General features: G+C 40.2%; 14 protein-coding genes and 9 pseudogenes. 21 read left to right on the forward strand and 2 right to left on the reverse strand.

Annotated features, from left to right (window positions below; all coding sequences use genetic code 11):
* From uvsE to JCM19033_RS08775, 4 genes and pseudogenes are all read left to right on the forward strand, one after another.
* Positions 1-965 (forward strand): annotated as a pseudogene (gene uvsE / locus JCM19033_RS08755) (UV DNA damage repair endonuclease UvsE).
* Positions 966-1,069: 104 nt separating this feature from the next.
* Positions 1,070-2,107, forward strand: a complete 1,038-nt coding sequence (locus tag JCM19033_RS08760; RefSeq protein WP_054636036.1) for an STAS domain-containing protein — start codon at positions 1,070-1,072, stop codon at positions 2,105-2,107.
* Positions 2,108-2,186: 79 nt separating this feature from the next.
* Positions 2,187-3,802 (forward strand): annotated as a pseudogene (gene katX, locus JCM19033_RS08765) (catalase KatX).
* 259 nt (positions 3,803-4,061) lie between these two features.
* Positions 4,062-4,740, forward strand: a pseudogene (locus JCM19033_RS08775) (MBL fold metallo-hydrolase).
* Positions 4,741-4,850: 110 nt separating this feature from the next.
* Here the strand turns inward: JCM19033_RS08775 and JCM19033_RS08780 are convergent.
* Positions 4,851-5,864, reverse strand: a pseudogene (locus JCM19033_RS08780) (zinc-binding dehydrogenase).
* 35 nt (positions 5,865-5,899) lie between these two features.
* Positions 5,900-6,921: pseudogene (locus JCM19033_RS08785) on the reverse strand (zinc-binding alcohol dehydrogenase family protein).
* Between the two features lie 241 nt (positions 6,922-7,162).
* Between JCM19033_RS08785 and JCM19033_RS08790 the strand changes: the two are divergent.
* From JCM19033_RS08790 to JCM19033_RS08865, 17 genes and pseudogenes are all read left to right on the forward strand, one after another.
* Positions 7,163-7,786 carry a CAP domain-containing protein gene (locus JCM19033_RS08790; protein ID WP_083465350.1) on the forward strand — a complete coding sequence of 208 codons (624 nt, stop codon included), beginning with the start codon at positions 7,163-7,165 and terminating at the stop codon, positions 7,784-7,786.
* A gap of 941 nt (positions 7,787-8,727) precedes the next feature.
* Entirely contained in the window at positions 8,728-9,651 is a 924-nt protein-coding gene (locus JCM19033_RS08795; RefSeq protein WP_054636038.1) for a phosphate/phosphite/phosphonate ABC transporter substrate-binding protein, read from the forward strand.
* Positions 9,652-9,825: 174 nt separating this feature from the next.
* The gene (gene phnC / locus JCM19033_RS08800; RefSeq protein ID WP_054636039.1) at positions 9,826-10,602 is read left to right on the forward strand and encodes a phosphonate ABC transporter ATP-binding protein; all 777 of its coding nucleotides are present in this window, start codon (positions 9,826-9,828) and stop codon (positions 10,600-10,602) included.
* The gene (gene phnE / locus JCM19033_RS08805; protein ID WP_054636040.1) at positions 10,599-11,405 is read left to right on the forward strand and encodes a phosphonate ABC transporter, permease protein PhnE; all 807 of its coding nucleotides are present in this window, start codon (positions 10,599-10,601) and stop codon (positions 11,403-11,405) included. The genes phnC and phnE (JCM19033_RS08805) overlap by 4 nt, the downstream gene beginning before the upstream one ends.
* The gene (phnE, locus tag JCM19033_RS08810; RefSeq protein ID WP_054636041.1) at positions 11,405-12,214 is read left to right on the forward strand and encodes a phosphonate ABC transporter, permease protein PhnE; all 810 of its coding nucleotides are present in this window, start codon (positions 11,405-11,407) and stop codon (positions 12,212-12,214) included. The genes phnE (JCM19033_RS08805) and phnE (JCM19033_RS08810) overlap by 1 nt, the downstream gene beginning before the upstream one ends.
* A gap of 11 nt (positions 12,215-12,225) precedes the next feature.
* A complete protein-coding gene (locus JCM19033_RS25445; protein WP_054636042.1) occupies positions 12,226-12,741 on the forward strand; it encodes an uL29 family ribosomal protein in 516 nt (171 codons plus the stop codon).
* Positions 12,738-13,055: an HAD family hydrolase gene (locus JCM19033_RS25450; RefSeq protein ID WP_269758095.1), complete on the forward strand. Its 318-nt coding sequence runs from the start codon at positions 12,738-12,740 to the stop codon at positions 13,053-13,055. Before JCM19033_RS25445 ends, JCM19033_RS25450 begins: the two co-directional genes overlap by 4 nt.
* A 98-nt stretch (positions 13,056-13,153) precedes the next feature.
* Positions 13,154-14,133: pseudogene (locus JCM19033_RS08825) on the forward strand (LLM class flavin-dependent oxidoreductase).
* Positions 14,134-14,184: 51 nt separating this feature from the next.
* Positions 14,185-14,962 (forward strand): annotated as a pseudogene (locus tag JCM19033_RS08830) (DUF3100 domain-containing protein).
* A 27-nt stretch (positions 14,963-14,989) separates the two neighbouring features.
* Complete coding sequence (locus tag JCM19033_RS08835; protein ID WP_054636044.1) at positions 14,990-15,442, forward strand: hypothetical protein; 453 nt, start codon at positions 14,990-14,992, stop codon at positions 15,440-15,442.
* Between the two features lie 192 nt (positions 15,443-15,634).
* Positions 15,635-16,465, forward strand: a complete 831-nt coding sequence (locus tag JCM19033_RS08840) for an aldo/keto reductase (RefSeq protein ID WP_054636045.1) — start codon at positions 15,635-15,637, stop codon at positions 16,463-16,465.
* A gap of 188 nt (positions 16,466-16,653) precedes the next feature.
* Positions 16,654-16,857 (forward strand): annotated as a pseudogene (locus JCM19033_RS23360) (DUF3219 family protein); the annotation flags it as partial.
* A gap of 75 nt (positions 16,858-16,932) precedes the next feature.
* Positions 16,933-17,963 (forward strand): annotated as a pseudogene (locus JCM19033_RS08845) (LLM class flavin-dependent oxidoreductase).
* A 170-nt stretch (positions 17,964-18,133) separates the two neighbouring features.
* Positions 18,134-18,316 carry a hypothetical protein gene (locus JCM19033_RS08850; RefSeq protein WP_054636046.1) on the forward strand — a complete coding sequence of 61 codons (183 nt, stop codon included), beginning with the start codon at positions 18,134-18,136 and terminating at the stop codon, positions 18,314-18,316.
* A 96-nt stretch (positions 18,317-18,412) separates the two neighbouring features.
* Positions 18,413-19,270 carry a S1 RNA-binding domain-containing protein gene (locus JCM19033_RS08855; RefSeq protein ID WP_054636047.1) on the forward strand — a complete coding sequence of 286 codons (858 nt, stop codon included), beginning with the start codon at positions 18,413-18,415 and terminating at the stop codon, positions 19,268-19,270.
* A gap of 341 nt (positions 19,271-19,611) precedes the next feature.
* Positions 19,612-20,478 (forward strand): uroporphyrinogen-III synthase, encoded by an 867-nt coding sequence (locus tag JCM19033_RS08860; RefSeq protein WP_054636048.1) that lies wholly within the window; start codon positions 19,612-19,614, stop codon positions 20,476-20,478.
* A 161-nt stretch (positions 20,479-20,639) separates the two neighbouring features.
* Entirely contained in the window at positions 20,640-21,638 is a 999-nt protein-coding gene (locus tag JCM19033_RS08865; protein ID WP_306301283.1) for an oligosaccharide flippase family protein, read from the forward strand.
* The last annotated feature ends 71 nt before the right edge of the window (positions 21,639-21,709 follow it).

Consider the following 21,709-nt stretch of genomic DNA (forward strand, 5'->3'; position numbering starts at 1 on the left):
ATGACCACCATCCGCCTTGGGTATGTAGCAATGAGCACTCAATTAGTGAATGCTTCTCCATCGCAAACCGTAACGTTTGCCCAATTTAAACAAATAAAAAACAAAGAAGCCGCAATACGAAAACTGGGAAGGGTGGGAGCTTCCAATTTAGATAGCTGTATTCGCATACTGAAGCATAATATCAGCCACGATATTCAATTTTTTCGCTTAAGTTCGAGACTTGTTCCTTTAGTCAATCACCCTGAGATTGGACATTGGGACTATATGACCCCTTTGCGTGAAAAGCTTTCAGAACTAAAAACGCTAATTAAGAAACACCAAATGCGGGTGGGTTTCACCCGGATCACTTTGTCGTTTTAAACAGTGAAGACAAAGAAGTGTTTGTAAACTCGCTTCGTGTTCTCCAGTACCACTTACATTTACTGAAGGGAATGGGAATTCATCCGGTGCACCGCTGTGTTCTCCATGTGGGTGGGAGATACAATGACAAACAACAAGCATTGGAAACATTTATTGAAAACTGGTCTTTCATTCCAAAGCAGATTCAGGAAATGATTATTCTTGAGAACGATGACACAGTCTTTACCGCTGAAGACACGTTGTATTTATGCGAAAAACTGAACATTCCCATGGTGTTTGATTATCACCATCATCTAACAAATGATGGCGGCCGTTCATGGGAGGACCTATGGGACAGAATAGTGAAAACGTGGGAGCATTCCCCGCTCCCAGTAAAAATGCACATATCCAGCCCAAAGACCGAGAAACAACCGAAGGCTCATCATGATTATATTGATTCAAAACCATTTTTTTCTTTTCTCGGACAAATTAATGGATCCGTCAAAAATATTGATTGTATGATAGAAGCTAAAATGAAGGATGAAGCTTTATTTGCATTAATGAGAAATGTGAAAAAAGATGATACGTTTCAGGTTTTAAACGGCAGTACATTTATGGTAAAATAATTTCTTTGCAAAATGCCTGTATGGGTCTTTTCTTTCCTTAGTGACCCGAATATGTTATAAATAGTGGTAATTATTCAATGCTTTCGTCGTTAGGAGTTGGAGACATGACAGATAGTAAAGGCAGCATTACGTCAAACCCTTCCATTGCAGTAAATGACGTTCAATTTAACTGGGATACCAAAGAAGGACGTTTTCAGTTTGCTGGTAATGATGTTGTATTGTTCTGGATAGAGTCAGCTATGAAAAGTTTTCTGGATACAATTCAGGAGGTATCCGGGGATGAAGCAGCCGAGGTTGTACTTGAAACCACAGGCTACAGAATGGGGACGAACGTCAGTGACTTTTTTAAACAAACAAATGTTGAAGAAGTAGTGAAAATGCTTCCTAAAGTATACGGTGCTGCCGGATGGGGAAAGGTGACATTTAAAGAATTTTCGGTTGAGAATAAAACAGCAGTCATTCAAGTAAAAGACAGCTGGGAATACAAAGTAATGAAAGAGCAAGGAAAAAACAGGCCCGGCTTATTTTTACCAGGGCATTGGGCAGGAGTCCTTAGCGGTCTTTTTGAGGATAATATCTGGTATAAGATAAATAAATCACAGATCCTTGGTGATGAATACAGTGAGTACATATACAACGCTTCTTCTATTACTCCTTCCCAAAACATACATGATTTATCTAGAAAAGAAGAACAGTCTCAGATCAGCAAGCTTGAAGAAATGGTTCTGGACAGGACAAAAGAATTATCAAATCTAGTAAAAGAAATTTCCTCTCCTCTTATACCGGTTTTGGATGACATAGTGGTGATTCCCCTATTAGGAAGCTATGATGAAAACCGCTCAAATGAGCTTCTTGAAAAAACACTTTCCAAGCTGCCTGAATTTAAGGCCAGATATTTAATTCTGGATTTAACCGGACTTCATGGTGATGTTAATGAATATACTATAGCACTTATTCATAAGTTAACCGAAACGACATCTTTACTGGGCACGGAAAGTATTCTAGTAGGGATGTCACCTGAATTAAGTATTCAAATGACGAAATTCGGCTTTCGCGTGGAAGAAAAGAAATTGCAATGTTTTTCCACTTTAAAACATGCTATTTTTTATTCATTGTCTCAGCAGGGTAAACAAATTATCTAGGTTTGGAAAACAGGTGATTAAACTCACCTGTTTTTTGTATATAAAGCCGTTATGTTTGGAAGAATGTTCCTGTAGGTGGATTTTATCTATAGGAGGGGTTTACTTGAAGGAACATGAAAAGCAGAATCAGAATACCGAGGAAACACTGACTAATCGTCAGGGCCATCCAGTAACAGATAATCAAAACGTAAGAACCGTGGGGAATAGGGGCCCAACTACTCTTGAAAATTATGATTTTCTTGAAAAAATAAGCCACTTCGACCGTGAAAGAATTCCTGAAAGAGTCGTACATGCCAGAGGTGCAGGTGCTCATGGATATTTTGAGGCATATGGAACTGTAGGCAATGAACCAGCTTCAACATATACACGTGCTAAGCTTTTTCAGGAGAAAGGGAAACAAACTCCTGTATTTGTTAGATTCTCCTCTGTCATTCATGGTGGGCATTCACCTGAAACATTAAGAGATCCAAGAGGTTTTGCAGTGAAATTTTACACAGAGGACGGAAATTGGGATTTAGTCGGCAATAATCTTAAAATATTTTTCATCAGAGACCCTCTGAAATTTCCTGACCTGGTACATGCGTTTAAGCCTGATCCTGTAACTAATATACAAGATGGTGAGAGAATTTTTGATTTTGTTTCGCAATCTCCAGAAGCCACTCATATGGTTACCTTCTTGTTCTCTCCTTGGGGAATACCAGCCAATTATAGACAGATGCAAGGATCCGGGGTAAATACTTATAAATGGGTCAATAATGAAGGAAAAGCTGTTCTTGTGAAATATCACTGGGAGCCCAAGCAAGGGATTCGCAACTTAACACAGGCAGAAGCTGAATCTATCCAATCAAAAAACTTTAATCATGCGACCCAGGACCTTTTTGAAGCGATAGAAGAAGGAAACTTTCCGGAATGGGAGCTGTTGGTGCAAATATTAAGTGATGAGGATCACCCTGAACTGGACTTCGATCCCCTTGATCCTACAAAGCTATGGTATAAAGAAGAGGTACCATGGCAGCCAGTAGGCAAAATGGTATTAAATAAGAATCCTGAGGATTATTTCGCAGAAGTCGAACAGGCTGCTTTTGGAACAGGCGTATTAGTAGATGGATTAGATTTCTCCGATGATAAGCTGTTGCAAGGAAGAACCTTCTCCTATTCTGATACACAGCGGTACCGAGTAGGATCGAACTATTTACAATTACCAATTAACTCACCAAAAAAGGGCGTAGCAACCAACCAGCGAGGCGGCAGATGGAATACAAGGTGGATAAGGGCAAAGCTCAAAATCCTCATGTAAACTATGAACCGTCTATCATTGGGGGACTGCAAGAAGCAGACCAAACAGGGAAAGAACATACTCCTTATGTTGAAGGAGAATTAAAAAGAGAGTCCATTGATCGTACAAATAACTTTGGCCAAGCAGGGGAGACCTACAGACGACTTAGTGACTTTGAAAGAAATGAATTAATATCAAACCTTGTCGATACTTTGAAACCTTGCCGGGAAGAAATCCAAAATCAAATGATAGAAAACTTCAAAAAAGCGGATCCAGAGTATGGAAGAAGAGTAGAAGAGGGTCTTAAAAGGAAGAAGGAAGATGAAAATTCTTCTCATAGAAATCCAATGGGTGCCACCGGTGGAGAGGAAGCAGTAAAACAGGCAGAAGACATTAGCCACCCTTCTGATCCCTATTAATTATAAGATTCCTGTAAAAGTAATAATGCAAGGCTGTTGAAAATTTCTTTCAACAGCCTTTTAATAATGGTCGGTTTTTGAAGAGGTGTATAATTGGTTCCCTTGAGAGGGGATTTTTTGTAAAGAGGAAAATCTTCAATAAGAGAAGAATATAATAGCATTATCTTAACGGAAAGAAAGACGGCAGACATAATGGAGGGATTTGGGCAACATTTCATTCAAGTAACGAGTGAATAAAATGGAAAAGGGGCCAGCAAATTTGAGAGTAACCAGAATAAAAAATGTCTATCAGTTAAGTTTTATGCCGCGCGTATTCCCTGTCAATTGCTATTTAATTGAAGAAGAAGAAGGTCTGACCTTAATTGATGCTGCTCTACCGTTTAGTGCTGATAAGATAATGCAAGTGGCCGCAACAATTGGAAAGCCTATTAAACAAATTCTTTTGACACATGCTCACGGGGATAATGATTGCTAAAAGAGAGGAAAAGATACTTAAAGGCAGCAAAGAATTAGAACCAGGTGAACCTAGCCAGCCCATTAAAGGAGGAGTTCCTAAGAATATTAAAGCTGTACCTGATATTTATCTCAAAGAGGGAGATTACGTAGGCTCCTTAACTGTAATTTCTACGCCTGGCCACACACCTGGTTCTCTTTCCTTTTTAGATAAACGAGACAATATCCTAATTGGCGGGGATTCTTTTCAGACAAGAGGGGGAATGGGTGTAAGCGGTGATTTGCGCCTTTCTTTTCCCTTTCCTGCTTTGGCAACATGGAATAAACAAGAAGCAGTCAAAAGTGCCAAGAAGATTGCTGCCTATAGACCATCTGTACTCGCGGTCGGGCACGGAAAAATGGTGCATACTCCATTAAAAGACATTGAAAGAGCGATATTGAAGGCTGAAAAAAGTATTAAAAAAAGTGGTATCTCAATAGGCTAACTTTTGAGATACCACTTTTTATTACGGGTTTCCAATCCAGTGAAAGATGATAATAACTTGCTTTCAAAACGGTAATGCCTGCTAAATTGAGCATTCTGCAACTGAAGTTCCTAGTTCCCATGCTTGGAGTCAGGTGGCTGAATTTCCAAAGGAATCTTGCCAAACTGCTCTGCATCTTCAAGGCGTCTCATAGCTTCTGCTGTTTGAGATAACGGGAAGACCTGATCAATGACCGGTTTAATTTGGTAACGATTAATAAAATAAAGCATCTCTCTTAACTCATCGCGGCTTCCCATAGTGCTTCCAAGGAGATTAAACTGTCCGTAAAATAATGAGCGGAGATTAAGGGTGACTTCATCTCCTGCCGAAGCACCAAACGTAACCAAAGTTCCTCCTTTTCTTACTTGACTGAGTGTCTTATTAAAGGTAGCCGCTCCGACAGTTTCAATGGCAATATCTGCTTTTTCACCATGCAGTGCTTTATCCCAGTCGCCGCTGCTGTCAATCGCTATATCCGCTCCAAGCTCTAAAGCTTTCCTTCTTTTTTCCTCGGAGCGAGAAGTAACGATCACCCGGGCTCCTATCGCTTTTGCAAATAAGAGTAAAAATGTTACGGCTCCGCTTCCAACACCGGGCAGGAGAATAGTATCTGTTCTTTTAATCTTAGCCCTCGTAAACAGAGCCTGTATGCAGTGAGAGCTGACAAAGCCAGCACCCCGGCTTCTTCCCAGGTCAAGTGCTCTGGTTTTTTTTCGAGATACTCTTGAGAGATCGTAATGGTTTCTGCAAATGTACCGTGATCCGGTAATCCCAGAACCTTGTACCCTTCAGGGGCGCATCACTTTTTGTAAGCCACCCTAAACTTGGTTGATGATGACAGAGTCTCCTTCAGAAAACCTCGTAACTTCCGGCCCTGTTTCTTCAATGACTCCAGCGCCATCTGATCCCAGAATCAGAGGAGGATCCTGTTGGTTATGACGCTCAAGCACGAACAAATCACGGTGGTTTAAACCAGCATATTTCAGTTTCACTTTTACTTCGCCTTTTTTGGGAACAGGGGCCGTATGTTCTGTATATCTTGCCCCCTCTAACCCGGCAGCCCCTTCATGGACAAAAGCTTTCATAGCGGTTCCTCCTTCTTGCCGTTCAAATAGAAGTTTTATTCAAAGTCTGCTATCACTATTTTTCCGATCGTCCGGCCTGACTCAATCATCTTGTGAGCTTTCTGGAGGTTATTTGCATTAATCGGTGAAAGAATAGTTTCTGCAGTAGTTTCGAGCTTTTTATCATCAAGGAATTTGCTCACTTTATTTAAAAGTCTGTATTGTTCAATCATGTCGCCTGTTTTATATAAAGGACGAGTAAACATAAATTCCCACGAAAAGGTTACACTTTTATTTTTTAAAAGAGTTAAGTCTAGATGCTTGTCTGTTTCAACAATTGAACAGATGTTGCCTTGTGGAGCAATGGCATCAGCCATGTTATCCCAATGCTGGTCGGTCGAATGTAAACAAAAAATATAGTTTACTCCGTTATGGATGCCTAACTCTGTAAGCTGTGGCCCAAATGGCTCATGATGGTTAATAATAAAATCAGCTCCGCGATCCATTGCCCACTTGGATGATTCAGGCCTGGAAGCTGTGCCGATCACTTTTAACCCCGCCATCTTTGCAAGTTGAACGGCAATTGAGCCCACTCCTCCAGCCGCTCCAATGATGAGGATGGATTTGCTGGCATTTTTTCTTGGATCCATTTTAACGCCGAGACGCTCAAATAATCCTTCCCAGGCAGTGATTGTAGTTAACGGGAGAGCGGCTGCCTCTGAGTAACTAAGAAGGACTGGTTTGTGGCCGACAATTCTTTCATCCACCAAGTGGTACTCGCTATTCCCGCCTTGTCGATCGATACTCCCGGCATAATACACTTCATCTCCTGGTTCAAATAATGTGCAGTCAGGCCCGACTTCATCAACAACCCCGGCAACATCCCAGCAAGAATGCGTGGCTGTTCTTCAATAGTTTCTTTTGGTGCTCTTACTTTTGTATCTACTGGATTGACAGACACTGCCTCTACCTTTACAAGAATTTCTCTCTCTTTGGGCACTGGTTTGTCAACCTCAATATCAAGGAGGCTTTCTTCATGGTCAATTGGTAAATATTTATATAATCCTACCGCTTTCATGCACTCTCACCCCATCTAATTAAATGATGCCAAGCATTTGTTTCTTCAAAGACTACTACAACACGGTTCATTGCTTCAACAGTTACGCCTTTTCCTCTTACCTTCTTCTACTAAAAAAGTGTTCCACCTGCTTAAAGAGATCATTCCATTTTATAACTTTTTTACGTAATAATTAGCAACATAAATAAATGTAATTCTTTACATAATAGAAAAGTACATTTTACGACAAAGGAGATCACTTATGCTTATTAGATTTGTTAGCTGCGTTCTGCTCTTTTTATGCTGTTTTCCGATTTCAGCAGAGGCTCAAAATGTGCAAACCTATAACGAGCCTCCTTTTGAACACTATCAGGTTAGCCAGGGAGATTCCTTTTGGTTTATTGCTCAGCGGTACGGAGTGGATTACAGAGAGCTAATGAGGTTAAATCCGGAAATAGCGCCGCAAAACATGCACATAGGTGAAGTAATAAGACTTAAACCAGAAGCAGAACATCATAATCAATTTGAAGACCAAGTGGTTGAATTAGTGAACCAAGAAAGAAGCAGAAACGGCCTTCAGCCACTGACACACCGCGCAGATGTAAAAGATGTTGCTCATAAAAAAGCAGAAGATATGATCAATTCAAATTACTTCTCTCATACAAGTCCTAATTACGGATCCCCATTTGATATGCTGCAAACCTTTGGAGTGGATTACCGGACAGCTGGAGAAAACATAGCAAAAGGACAAACCACACCAGAACAAGTGATGAACGATTGGATGGACTCTCCAGGTCACCGGGAGAATATCTTGAAACCTGAATTTGATTCCATTGGAGTGGGCTTTTATCACGGAGCATGGTGTCAAATGTTTACCGGTAACTAAAACACACAGCAGCCTGGTTTGGCTGCTGTGTTTTCATACGTGTCATACTATTTCTAAAAGAAGGTCACTTGAAAAATATATAGGATGGCTTATTTTTAAAACTAATCAAAAATATAAAAGTAAATACAACATTTATAATCGTTAGAATCTTTGGAAATGAGAGTATTTCAAAGGAAAAGGAAGAAAACAAAAGAATTTATGATATGTAAACCGTTTTCATGGAATATGTTTTCGTTTTCATGCTTTATTTTCATTTTTGATATTAATCTCAAAGAAGCGCATAATATCCATATAATCACACGAAAGAAGGGTTAATGAATGAAAAAGTATATCATTAATTACGTAAAAGCCGTTTTCGAACGTCATCAAGAAGAAGGCGCTCGTATGCTTAGACAAGCTCAAAAAAAATCAGCCTAACCCTGTCTAAAATGCACATCTAACACTAATTTTTTGTAAATACATTTCGATAATAGATAAATTAAAAGAAGCAAAAGCCTTCCATGTCATCAACATGGAGGGCTTTTTTTGAAGTTTCACCGTGCTTATGGGGGTGCGGGGGGTAATATCGTAATTATTACTAAATTTTTTCAATAAATGATATGGAAAAGAGATATACTTTTTGCCTCACTAATTTATAGGTAATTACTGGAAATATTACGAATGAAGCGACAAATTTCCTTTAATTCTCTTAAAATTTACAAAGAATTAATTGATTTTTACGTAATTGTCAAATAAAATGGACATTGTTACCCGATATCCGCGTTTTTTAAACATATTTTTCAGACTTTTCTTTTTGTGAAAAAATTAACACGTTCCATATTGGAACTAAGATACATAAATAGTATGACACTTTATTACACAAAGGGAGGCGGCCATTCAGCTCATTTTTTATAAGTACATTAGTTGAGAATTAAACAAATCAAATTTTTGGAGGGTTAAAGATGAAAAAGTGGATGATTGGTGTAACTGTGGCTTCTTCAGTAGGACTTCTGGCAGCCTGTGGAGGCGGGGACAATGGAGATGGAAATGGTGAGGAAGCCGGTGATAATGGTCAAGTAGATCAATTAACAATGGGTTTTGTCCCATCACAGGATGCTGATGAAATTGCTACTACCGTTGAGCCTCTTCAGGAGCGTTTAAGCGAAGAGCTTGGAGTTGAAATTGACGCAGAAGTTATGACAAACTACACTGCATTGGTTGAAGGAATGCGTACCCAAAACATTGACATAGGTTTTCTGCCTCCATTTGGATTTGTACAAGCTGAAGAACGTGCTGAGGTTAACGTGCTGTTGAAAGCTATCCGTCACGGCGATGATTCTTACTTGGCCCAATTTGTTGTCCGTGAAGATTCTGACATTAATGATATTGATGATATTATTAATTCTGATCCAGGAGAGCTTACTTGGTCCTTTGGTGATGTCACATCTACAGCAGGGTATCTATTCCCGGCATCTCACTTGATGGATCTGGGGATTGAAGAAGTTGATGAACACTTTGTTCAGCAGACAGTTGGCGGCCATGACAATGCTTTGCAGTCACTTCTGGACGGACAAGCTGACTTTGCAACTACCTTTGACGATGCTCGTGATAACTTTGCAGACGAGAATCCAGATATCTATGATGAACTCACTGTTATTGAATATACTGACCCTATCCCAAATGATACGATTTCCGTGCGTTCTGAAATGGATGAGGAACTAGCACAAGAAATTAAAGACGTCTTCCTTAGCTTTAATGATGACGAAGAAATGATGGAAGTTATGGATGAAGTATACAACTGGACTGGTGTGACTGAAGCTTCCTCTGAAGACTATGAAATCGTCCGTGAAACCTATGAGCGTTTTGAGGATGTTGTAGAGGAATAATTTATTTTCTTACATGCTATTTTCATAGTGAACAACCTGCTTTCATACGACAAGCAGGTTGTTACTTTGTTCAGAGAATTCCAGGACATAAGTTCGTTTCTTACTCTATGAACTTACGAACCGGGAAAGGTTCTTTCTGTTTTTCTATTTATATACAAAAGAGGTAGTTATGAAATGATTAAATTTGATAATGTATCGTTGACGTACCCTAATGGTCATAAGGGCTTAAAAAATATTAATTTAGAAATCCCTAAGGGTGAGTTTGTTGTTGTTGTAGGACTGTCGGGTGCAGGGAAATCAACGCTTATCCGCAGTATTAATCAAATGGTAAAACCAACAGAAGGAAAACTATTTATAGAAAACACGGATGCTCTTAAGGTAAACAGCAAGGGCCTTCGTCTGCTTCACCGTGATATTGGAATGATATTTCAAAACTATAACCTGGTAAAGCGCTCAAGTGTTCTTAGAAACGTCCTGTCTGGACGATTAGGCCATACTGGTACTCTGCGCAGTATGCTTAACATGTTCTCACAGGAGGATCTTCAGTTTGCCATGCAATGTCTTGACAGGGTAGGGATTCAGGATAAAGCGTATCAACGCGCAGATACTTTAAGCGGCGGTCAGCAGCAAAGAGTAAGTATAGCCCGTTCCTTGTGTCAAAAGCCAAAAGTTATTCTTGCAGATGAGCCTGTTGCCAGTCTTGATCCACCGACAGCTCATGCTGTGATGGAAGACTTGCGTGAAATAAACAAAGAAGACGACATCACAATGGTTATAAATCTTCATGCTATTGACCTTTCCATGGAATACGCAGACCGGATTATTGGATTGCGGGAAGGAGAAGTAGTGTTTGACGGACCGGCTTCTGAAGTAAACGAGCAGACATTTGAAGATATATACGGTCGTCCTATTAAAGAAGATGATTTATTAGGCGAGGTTGAAAAAGAATGACAAAAGATTCTCAACATCAAAAACGCATTCCTGTCATACCTGCCTCTTCAAAACGAAATATAACAATGATCTTATTTGTCGTTGTAGCTTTATATATAGCTGCTGCAATTCAGACTGATGCGTACCCCGACAGAATTATTGAAGGCCTGCCTCATGCAATTAGTTTCTTTATTGATGATATGTGGCCGCCCAATTGGGGTTACTTTGAAAGTGTATTATTTGGCCTGCTGGAATCATGGAATATTGCACTGCTAGCCACCACACTTTCTGCAATTTTCTGTTTACCTATTGCCTTTATAGCAGCAGGAAATATAAATAAAAACTTTTTCTTCTATCATGCAACACGCCTGGCATTAAATGTACTTCGTACGATTCCGGATTTAGTATGGGCTGTTTTATTTGTAGCTATTGTAGGGTTGGGTGCTTTGTCAGGTATGATTGCCCTATTTTTCTTCTCACTCGGGATCTTAGTGAAATTTGTGAGTGAAACGATTGAATCAATTGATGAAGGACCTTTGGATGCTGTAAGGGCTACAGGGGGCAATATCTTTCAAGTCATTTGGTACGGAGCCATTCCGCAAATTCTGCCTCAGTATGTTTCGTATACACTTTATTTGCTTGAAATAAATGTAAGGGCATCTATTGTCCTTGGTTTTGTAGGAGCAGGCGGTATCGGCTTACTTCTAAATCAGCAGCTTGCCGTATTTAATTTTGGTAACGTGTCTATGATTATATTTGTAACGTTCATTGGCGTCACCATTATCGACACAATTAGTACGGTGTTTAGAAAGAGGTTAGTATAATGGCGACCAAATCAACAAAACATTATGATTTAAGAAACCCGAAACGCGCTAAATATTGGATGAATTTTTCTGCAATCGCAATTGTTCTTGTCGCTTTATATATTGTAGCGTTTTTATATACGGACCTTACGTACCGGGGTTCTGGGGCGTCAGCCCCTGAAATGCTAAACAGATTATTCATTCAGCCATTTTTCGATGAATCTACAAGAGCTAATATTCCGACCAATATAGGGTTTATGATTGAAACGGTAGCCATTGCCTTTGCTGGAACGTTAATTGGAAGCATTTTGGCAATCCCAATTGGATTCCTTGCTGCCCAGAACGTATCGGGCCATTTTTCCAATATAGGTAAAGGGATTCTCAATGCTATCCGTGCCTTTCCGGAAATTATGTTTGCGATTATTTTCGTATCAGCTGTGGGAATGGGTCCGTATGCCGGTGTTCTCGCCATTACAATAAACTGTATAGGGATGCTTGGTAAGTTATATGCAGAAGTAATTGAAACCATCGACATGGAGATTGTCCAGACACTTCGCACAACTGGCGCTAATCCCCTTCAAGTCTTTTGGTACGGGGTCATTCCTCAGGTCATTCCTGAATTTTCTTCATATGGGCTTTACCGCTTTGAAATTGATGTACGGGCATCCTCTATTCTTGGGCTGGTTGGAGCAGGCGGTATCGGGGCTCCGCTCATTTTGGCAGCCCAGCAGCGGAACTGGGAAGATGTCGGGATGATCCTATATATAGTCATCATTACAGTAACTATAATTGACTTAATCAGTACAAACATCCGTAAACGTATAGTCTAGGAGGCATTCAAATGACAGTTGCATGGAGCAAAGTGAAACTGGTAATCTTTGACCTTGATGGCACATTGTACGAAGATACCCACCATTTTGAATTTTATGCTGAAGAATTAAGCAAAAAGCTCGAACCGGAAAAAAGAGAGCTCTTCTGGAATGATTACCAATCCATTCTAAAGGGAAATCATCCGGTAGCTGTGGGAAGAATTTATGATGCGAAAAGAGACAGGATCCTTACAGTCAATCCTGAAAACAACAATGTTGTAAAAGTATTTGACTGGGAAGGCACAGAGCTTGACGAACAAAGCTATTACAGTGGTTCGCTTACTTATGACTTTGATCACCTCATTGCAATTGGGGATGGATGGTGGCTTCCAGTTGCTGCAGCGAAGCATTATGGGGTAGGAAGCACTTATGATTCGTACTGCAAAACAAAAGATTATATGCAGACAGACGAATTCACCTTTGCTGATAATCCTGGCTTGCGTGAAGCATTGTTGCACCTTGGAGAAAAAAGGACCTTGTCCTTATAACGAACAGTCAGGCTGACGATGTAGAGCGCCTTCTTCTAACCTTAAAGTTACACGGCGTGTTCCCTGAAGTCATCTCCAGTGCCAAAAAGCCTCAAAACACAAGCAAACACTTTCAGGAACTCCTTTCGCGCTATCATGTTAAGGCTGAGGAAGCTGTCTCCATTGGGGATAATTATTTAAATGAAATTGCCCCTGCAGAGCAAATGAATATGCAAGCTATTTTAATAGATCCGGCAGGAAAGGCAGAAGTTAGAGAAAACACTAAGGTAGTTTCTACTCTCTCTGAGTTGTTTGAAGAAATAAAAGCCTTGTAATATGGTGCCAGCACTCTATCGTAGTGCTGGTTTTGTTTGTCTTTTATATAATGGGTGAATAAGGCAGCAAGAGTATAGTATATAAAAGGGTGAATGAGATGATTGTAAGTATACTTGACCAATCTCCCGTGCTGGAAGGGAGTTCCCAGGCAAAAGCGCTTGAAGAATCAAAAAAACTGGCACTTCTTGGAGAAGAGCTTGGGTATAAGAGATATTGGATTGCTGAGCATCATGATATGAAAGGACTATCCTGCTCTTCTCCTGAGGTTATGATTAGTTATATAGGAGCGTCTACCAAGAAAATCAGGCTGGGAGCAGGAGCAGTGTTACTTCCCCACTATAAGCCCTATAAAGTTGCCGAAACCTATCACATGTTAGAAACATTGTTTCCTGGAAGGATAGATATAGGAATTGGGAGGGCTCCAGGGGGTTCGGCTGAAGCTTCGATGGCTTTGTCAGGAAATTACTTGGATAATGTAAAGAACTTTCCAGACTATTAGATGAACTGCTGCATTTTTTTAGAAACGATTTTCCCGAGGATCATCTATATTCCAGTCTCAAAGCCTCTCCTGTTCCTCCCTCCAAGCCTCAGCCCTGGCTTCTTGGCACGAGTAATAAAAGTGCCTTGTTAGCAGCAGATCATAAACTGCCTTATGTATTTGGTCACTTTATGAGTGATGCAGATGCTAAAGAATGTATAAACACATATAAAACAAATAATATAGAGAAACCTTATGTTATTTTAACGGTAGCAGTCATATGCGGGGAAACGACTGAAGAAGCTGAGGAAATGGCATTAAGTTATGATCTTTGGAAGAAAAAGATGGAAAAGGGAGAAGAACTGCATGGAGTTCCTTCTATTATGGAAGCCAAAGAGTATTTTTTAGGAAGAGCAGAGAAAAGATCTAAAGGGAGAGAAAAAGAGAAAGTAATTATTGGAAGTCCCGAAGAAGCAGGTAAAAAAATAAAAGAAATGCAACTACAAGTTAATGCTGATGAAATCATGGTTGTGACGATTACTCCTACGTATGAAATGAGAAGTAATTCTTATAAAGCAATCGCTAAAGCTATACTCTAATGTGTAGAAGGTATGTGTGAGAGAAACTAGGTATACCAGGAGGTGCAGTTTGTGAATCAGACAGATTTGATAAAAGATTGGCGGCTTCACGCTGTCGTGTTTTTAATTGTTATTTTGACAGAAAGTATTGGAATTCATGAGTTTGCTGTTGGACCGGGAGTGATCATGCTTCTGCCAATGTTATATGCCATAGTGATTGGGCTGGGCTTATACTTTACTCCAATTATTAAGAAAAAGTCAGCCGATCGGGCTGAGCCTTTTATTGTCCTGGGCGTTACATTACTTATTGCTAAAATTGGAGTGATTATCGGACCATCACTGCCTGAAATTATTGAAGCCGGACCTGCGTTATTACTGCAGGAGTTTGGGAATCTGGCGACGATTTTAATAGCTCTGCCGATTGCTATTTTGCTCGGTTTTAAACGAGAAGCAATAGGGATGACACATTCAATTGCTCGTGAACCCAACGTTGGATTGATTATGGACAAATATGGATTCAATAGTCCGGAAGGCCGGGGAGTAATGGCTATTTACATATTTGGAACAGTTTTTGGTGCGGTATTTTTCGGCTTAGCCGCCGGCTACCTCGCAACCTTAACACCGCTCAGCCACTCTCTTTTGCAATGGCATCAGGGTAGGCAGTGGAAGTATGATGGCTGCTGCAAGCGGTTCTTTAATTGCAGCCTTTCCAGAGTTCGAAGGATCCATCGCTGCTTTTGCAGGGGCCAGCAACTTATTGTCCCTATCAACGGGTCTGTATATTAGCATATTCATCGGTTTGCCATTAACGGAGAAACTGTATAACGTAATGATGAAAAGAAAAAAGTGAACAAGAAAAGAAAGGAGAGAGGTCATAATGCTGCGTAATATACAAGAGTGGTCTCTCCTGTTAGGGATTTTTGGCCTTTCTGCATTATTTGGAAATTGGATGGGCTTTGACATTTTACCCTTTGATGCATTGCCTGGTATGCTTACACTTATTGTCATCGCTCTGGCTGGAATGATTGTCCAGAAATTACTTCCCTTTCAGCTTCCTAGTGTTGCCTACATAGGTCTTATAGGAGTACTCGTTTCTATGCCTTGGATTCCAGGGTCATCTTATGTGGTTGCTTGGACTGAACAAGTGGAGCTCCTCGCCCTCACCACCCCAATTCTAGCCTACGCGGGAATTTCCATTGGCAGAAATTGGACAGACTTTCTCAGTCTTGGATGGCGAAGTATTGTAGTAGCTGTATTTGTTTTTCTTGGTACATTTATCGGTTCTGCTTTAATTGCTGAAGTGGTTCTTCGAATGCAGGGCATCATATAACATGTAAATAAGCTCAGATCCTTTTGCGGGATTTGAGCTTATTTTTTATCCCAGGGATCAGTCAGTAGAGAGTAACTGAAAAGTATTCTGGCTGGATTTTCATATCGCGTTAGGCTATAGTGCAAAATAGTTTATCTTTCCATTCTTTTATTAGAAAATAATAGACAAGCTTGTATTAAAGGAGGAATCAGCATGGCGTCAAGTCTTCAAGATACTGTCACACTACATAATGGGGTGCGCATGCCCTGGTTTGGGTTAGGAGTATTCAAAGTAGAAGAAGGAAAAGAAGTAATCGACTCCGTAAAGAACGCAATACAAACAGGTTACAAGAGCATTGATACAGCGGCTGTTTATGGAAATGAAGATGGGGTAGGACAAGGGATCAGAGAATCAGGAGCAGCACGTGAAGATTTATTTATCACCTCCAAAGTCTGGAACGCAGATCAAGGATACAACTCTACCCTGGAAGCTTTTCAAACAAGCTTAAATAAACTTGGGTTAGATTATTTGGATTTATATCTTATCCACTGGCCCGTTGAGGGAAAATATAAAGAAACCTGGAAGGCATTAGAAAAGCTATATAAAGAGGGCCGTGTTCGTGCAATCGGAGTAAGTAACTTTCATATTCATCACTTAAAAGATTTACTGGAACACGCAGAAATTAAACCTATGGTAAATCAGGTCGAATATCACCCTCATCTGACCCAGGAAGAACTTCTTGCTTTTTGCGAGGGAGAAAGCATTCAGCTGGAGGCTTGGTCCCCGCTTAAACAAGGAGAACTCCTCCGAGATGAAACCATAAAAGACATAGGAAAGAAATACGGAAAATCGCCAGCTCAAATCATATTGCGCTGGGACCTCCAAAATAAAGTAGTAACCATACCAAAATCTGTGAATGAAGAGCGAATTAAAGCGAATGCAGATGTGTTTGATTTTCAGCTTACTGACCAAGAGATGAATCAAATCTCTTCTCTTAATAAAAATGAACGAGTTGGCCCAGATCCAGATGATTTTGACTTTTAACAGCTTTTCTTATTCGCGTGAATGGTTTGGTTTCTTATTACTATCTTTCTCCAAAGGACAAAGGAACAAATAGGGAAGAGGATGCCTGAGCATGTTAAAGGAAAACCGCAGCTGAATAATGGACTTTTTGGCTGACACTGAGAAAGAGATGGAGTGTGCAAATGGAAAGAAGAGTAATGTTGAATGATATGGAATTTCTCGTTTCCGAATTTTACAAAACAGAGACGACTTCATACTCTCCAACAAAAGTATCCTTTCGATTTCCTGTACATGGTGGAGAGGAGTATCATAATGTGACTAAAATGCTGTACAATCCATCATTTACCGTAAAAGTCCCTGAAGATAATTTACAATTTACAGGAAATATTACTAAATACGCTACCACCTTGGCAGATTTTTCGGATGAGCAGCAAGTATCAATATTTCATCTTGAGCTTACAGAAATCAGCAGCTCAAAAAAAGGGGGGATGAAAGTGGATTCTAATCTGAATAAGCGTCTTAGTGATATTAAATTTTCGGTACTTGACCTTGCTCCAATTGTTGAGGGAAGTAATGCTTCTGAAGCCGTCCAAAACAGCCTAAACTTAGCCAGGCACACCGAAAAGCTGGGCTTTCACCGTTACTGGGTTGCTGAACATCATAATATGCCTGGAATAGCAAGTTCTGCAACATCAGTATTAATAGGCTATATTGCCGGCGGCACAAAAAACATTCGTGTCGGATCCGGCGGCATTATGCTGCCTAATCACGCTCCTCTGGTGATAGCCGAGCAGTTTGGCACCCTGGAAAGTATGTACCCAGGAGGATAGATTTAGGACTGGGAAGGGCCCCGGGCAGTGACCAGGTTACTGCTCAGGCTCTTCGCAGGGACCTTTCCAGTAATGGAGAAGATTTTCCGGAGGCACTTGAAGAGCTTCGTTCTTATTTCGATTCTTCTCTAGGCAAAGGATATAATCCAGTACGTGCTATACCTGGAGAAGGCTTGGATATCCCTATCTGGCTGTTAGGCTCAAGTGGCTACAATGCTCAATTGGCTGGAAGACTAGGACTCCCATTTGCTTTTGCAAGCCATTTTTCTCCTGCGTATACTCTGCCTGCCTTACGGTTATACCGACAGTCGTTTATTCCTTCTGACACACGTAAAGAACCATATGCAATGGTGGGGGTGAATGTAATCGTAGCTGAAGATGATGAGAAAGCAGAATGGCTTTCCACCTCTCAGCAGCAGGCTTTTTTAAGCTTAACAAAGGGAAATCCTACAAAGCTGAAGCCACCAGTAGAGAATATGGATGAATTGTGGTCTGAGTTTGAAAAAGCTTCTATCTCCCAGCAGTTAAGTTCAACGATTGCTGGCAGCCCGGAACGTGTAAAAAGGGAGCTTCAGGATTTTCTGGACAAAACACAAGCTGATGAAATGATTATAAACACTTCTGTTTACGCCCATAAGGAACGTATAAAATCCTACGGCCTGTTAAAAGACCTTATTCACGATGCTTAGCAAGATAACGACTAGCACTTTCTAAAAGTGCTAGTTTTTCTAATTTTTAAAAGGAAAAGGCTGGACTTTGTCGAAGCTTGATTAAAGCAGAAACAGTCATACACACTCAAGGATAGTTGTTTTATTATCTCAGCTGCCAGGTACTGATGAACTTGCATGGGAGGGATAAGATGAAAATGTTTTTTGAGTTGTATAACCAGGAACTGGAAAAAATGACAAAGAAGCAGGCAGTAGCTTCAGCTGCCAAAATGTTTGAAGACGCCAAGCTGGATCTTAATGAAATAAAACGGTACACCAATCTTTCCTTTGAAGAACTAAAAGAGCTCCAACAAACGGTCCAGAAAAGATCCTGAAAAGTTTTCAGGGTCTTTTTACATCTACCTAACAAGTAGTTATAATAAATCATATATCTTTTGTATATGGATTTTATTGCAGAAAGAGGTAGAAGCATGCCAAATTTTACTCCAGGTCAAATTGAAACAATGAAAGTCGCAGCTTTGCATCCTAATGGCTATACGATGACAAATGGTTCAAACGAAGTGTATCTTCAAGAGAACGAAACACAGGAAGAGCTTCAGGAAGGTGATGTTGCTCAAGTGTTTCTTTATGAAAATAAACAAGGAAAGACCCAAGCAACAATGAACCTGCCAAAAGCTACATTACAATCATACGGGTGGGCTAAAGTAGTCAAGGTTGTAAAAAACCTGGGAGTGTTCGTAGATATAGGAATTTCAAGAGACTTTCTAGTGTTTGAGGATGATCTTCCTGTTTTAACAGAGGTATGGCCTTCCCCAGGGGATTATCTGTATGTCACCCTGGGACATGACAAAGAAGGAAGACTTACAGCAAAGCCCATTACAGAACAAGAGGTAGAGGAAATAAGAAAGGATGCCCCTGTTCATCTCAGGCAGCAAACATTGCAGGGCTGGGTGTATCAGACAGGGAAAGTGGGTTCTTTTGTGCTAACGGAAGAGGGATACCGTGGATTTATTCATTATACAGAACGGAAAACAGAGCCCCGTTTAGGTCAACAAGTAGAAGGAAGAGTGATTGCAGTCAAAGAGGATGGGACCGTTAATTTATCTTTGCGGCCACACAGGCTAGAGAGTATGGATGAGGATGCAGAAAAGATTTTGAACTATTTAATTCAACAGGGAGGCAAAATGCCTTTTGGGGATAAAAGCGATCCAGAAGACATTCGTTCTCTCTTTAATCTTAGTAAGGCAGCATTTAAGAGATCACTTGGTAAATTAATGAAAGAAGGAAAAATCGAACAGAAAGATGGGTTTACCTTTCTAAAAGAATAACTGTTTTCTTACAGCTTAAATATTTATATAAAAACCATGTTATGTTTCCTTACACAAACCCTTTTGTTGGCCAGAGTATGTGTTATCTTATTTATAACACATACTCACTTTCACAATTGGAGGGGTTTAAATGACAAGTACGAATAAGAAAAATCCTAATATTTTTACGATGATAGCTCTTACGTTTACTGTTATGTTTCAATAAAAGATATTTCATGAAAAACTGAACCTAATAGTCGTTTAGGTTCAGTTTTTTCTTTGAATACACAGGTAGACATCAAAGGAAACATAAGTCAGGTATAATAAGGGTACAACCATAGAGAGAAAAGGTGTGAACAGAAATGGGTAAAGGGTTAACAGGCAAGCGTGTTGCTTTGGCAGCATCAAGAAAAACAGAGGAAATGACCAGTTTAATAGAAAAACAGGGAGGTACATGTATTGTCCGGCCTCTGCAGGGAACAGTCTTTCTTGCCGATAAACAAATTGAACCCGCTTTACAAACGTTTGTTAAGCAAGGAGCAGATTGGGCGTTATTTACGACAGGGATTGGTACAAACACTCTTTTGGATACAGCAAGAAACCTGGATATTGAAGAACAGTTTTTACAAGTATTGCAGGATGCCAGTATTGCCACTCGCGGTTATAAAACAGTAGCAGCTTTAAAAAAAATTGGTATTAAGCCTGATGCAGTTGATGAAGATGGGACCACTCAAGGTTTAATTCAGGCTTTAAAAAAGGAAGATTTTTCGGGAAAGAAAGTGATGGTACAGCTTCACGGGATAAGTGCGCCTCCATTGATTGATTTTTTAGAAGAAAAAGGCGCTGACGTATTGCAGATTTTACCATATCAGCACATTCCGCCAGAGGAGGAGACCGTTCATACATTAACACTGGAAATTATAAACCGAGAAGTGGATGCCGTATGCTTTACTACTGCCATTCAAGTGCATTCGTTGTTTCAATATGCGAAGGAAAATGAGTACTTAGAACAGCTGTTAGATTCTTTTGAGCAGGACGTTCTTGCGGTTGCTGTTGGAAAAGTAACTGCAGAAGGAATGAAAGAAAATGAAATGACCAGGCTTCTCAGTCCTGATCTGGAACGAATGGGGGCTATGATCATAGAGCTATCCCGCTACTATGAGGCCGGTAGAATAATTTTACGAGCCTGCAGACTGGTGAGAGGAACCTCTTACCAGTCTGTTTTTTAGCAATATAGTAACTACATGCAGGCGTATACCATATAGGAAAGGTCTATGTAAAGCATGAATAAGAAACGGAAAGTGGGAAAAGAACACGATAAATGAATAAAATAAAAATACTTCTTGTCCTCCTTTCATAGTTATAAGAACTGTGGGGGGATGGAAGTACGATGAATACATTTTTGAAAGGTTCTTTACTGCTGATCGCAGCAGCTTTTATAAGTGAGTGTTTGGAGTTTGTCATTAATGTAGTGCTTGCCAGGGAGCTTGGGGAAGAGGGCCTTGGTCTTTATATGTCTATTTTACCCACGATTGTATTTCTTGTCGTGATAGCCAGCATGGAGCTTCCCGTTTCCATTTCAAAGGCCATTGCAGAAAAGGAGAAAATTTATCATAAAAGCATCCTTGAGCATACTATTCGTTTTACCGCTGCCTTTACGGTAGCATTCTTAGCCATTTCTATTATCGTTTTTCCGTTGATTCCCGTCTTTAACGCGTACCATCCACTTCTTCCTTGGCTGCTGCTTACCCTCATTCCTATTATAGCGCTGTCCTCTATTGCCAGGGGTTATTTTATGGGAGCCCACCATATGGGAAAGATAGCAGCTGCTAACTTTTTAAGGCGGGCCGTACAGCTCGTTTTGTTAATTGCCGTCTTTCAATTATTCCATTTTGACACTGACCTTGCTATCTTGATTGCTTTGTGTACTTTAATAGGGACAGAATTGGTAGTACTCGTTTATTTGGTCATTATGTTTGTTAAAGAAATAAAAGTCATGGATGAAAAGCCTTCGACCCCGGTGAAAAAAAGTTCTGTCTTACAAACTCTTTTATCGGTTTCTTTGCCTACTACGGGTCTTAGAATTTTTCATGCAGCGTCGTTTGCTATAAAGCCGTTTCTCATTAAAGCTGCTCTTGTTCGAGGGGGGATGGTAGAAGAAATGGCAATGGTGCAGTATGGAAAACTTGCGGGAGTAGCTTTTACTATAGGTTTCTTTCCAGCATTTATTGCTCATTCTCTCTTAATAGTCTTAATACCCACTGTTTCAGAGGCTTATGCTAAACGGGAAATACACGAGCTTAACCATCTGCTTAGAAAGATCATTGCTGCGACACTTCTATATTCTGTTCCGTCCGTGGCAGTATTTTATTTTTTTCAGATCAATTAACCAGTTTATTCTTTGAGGATTCGCCAGCCTCAGTATATTTACAGCTGCTTGTTCCCTATTTCTTTTTTCAC

It is taken from the genome of Thalassobacillus sp. C254, from assembly GCF_001310615.1.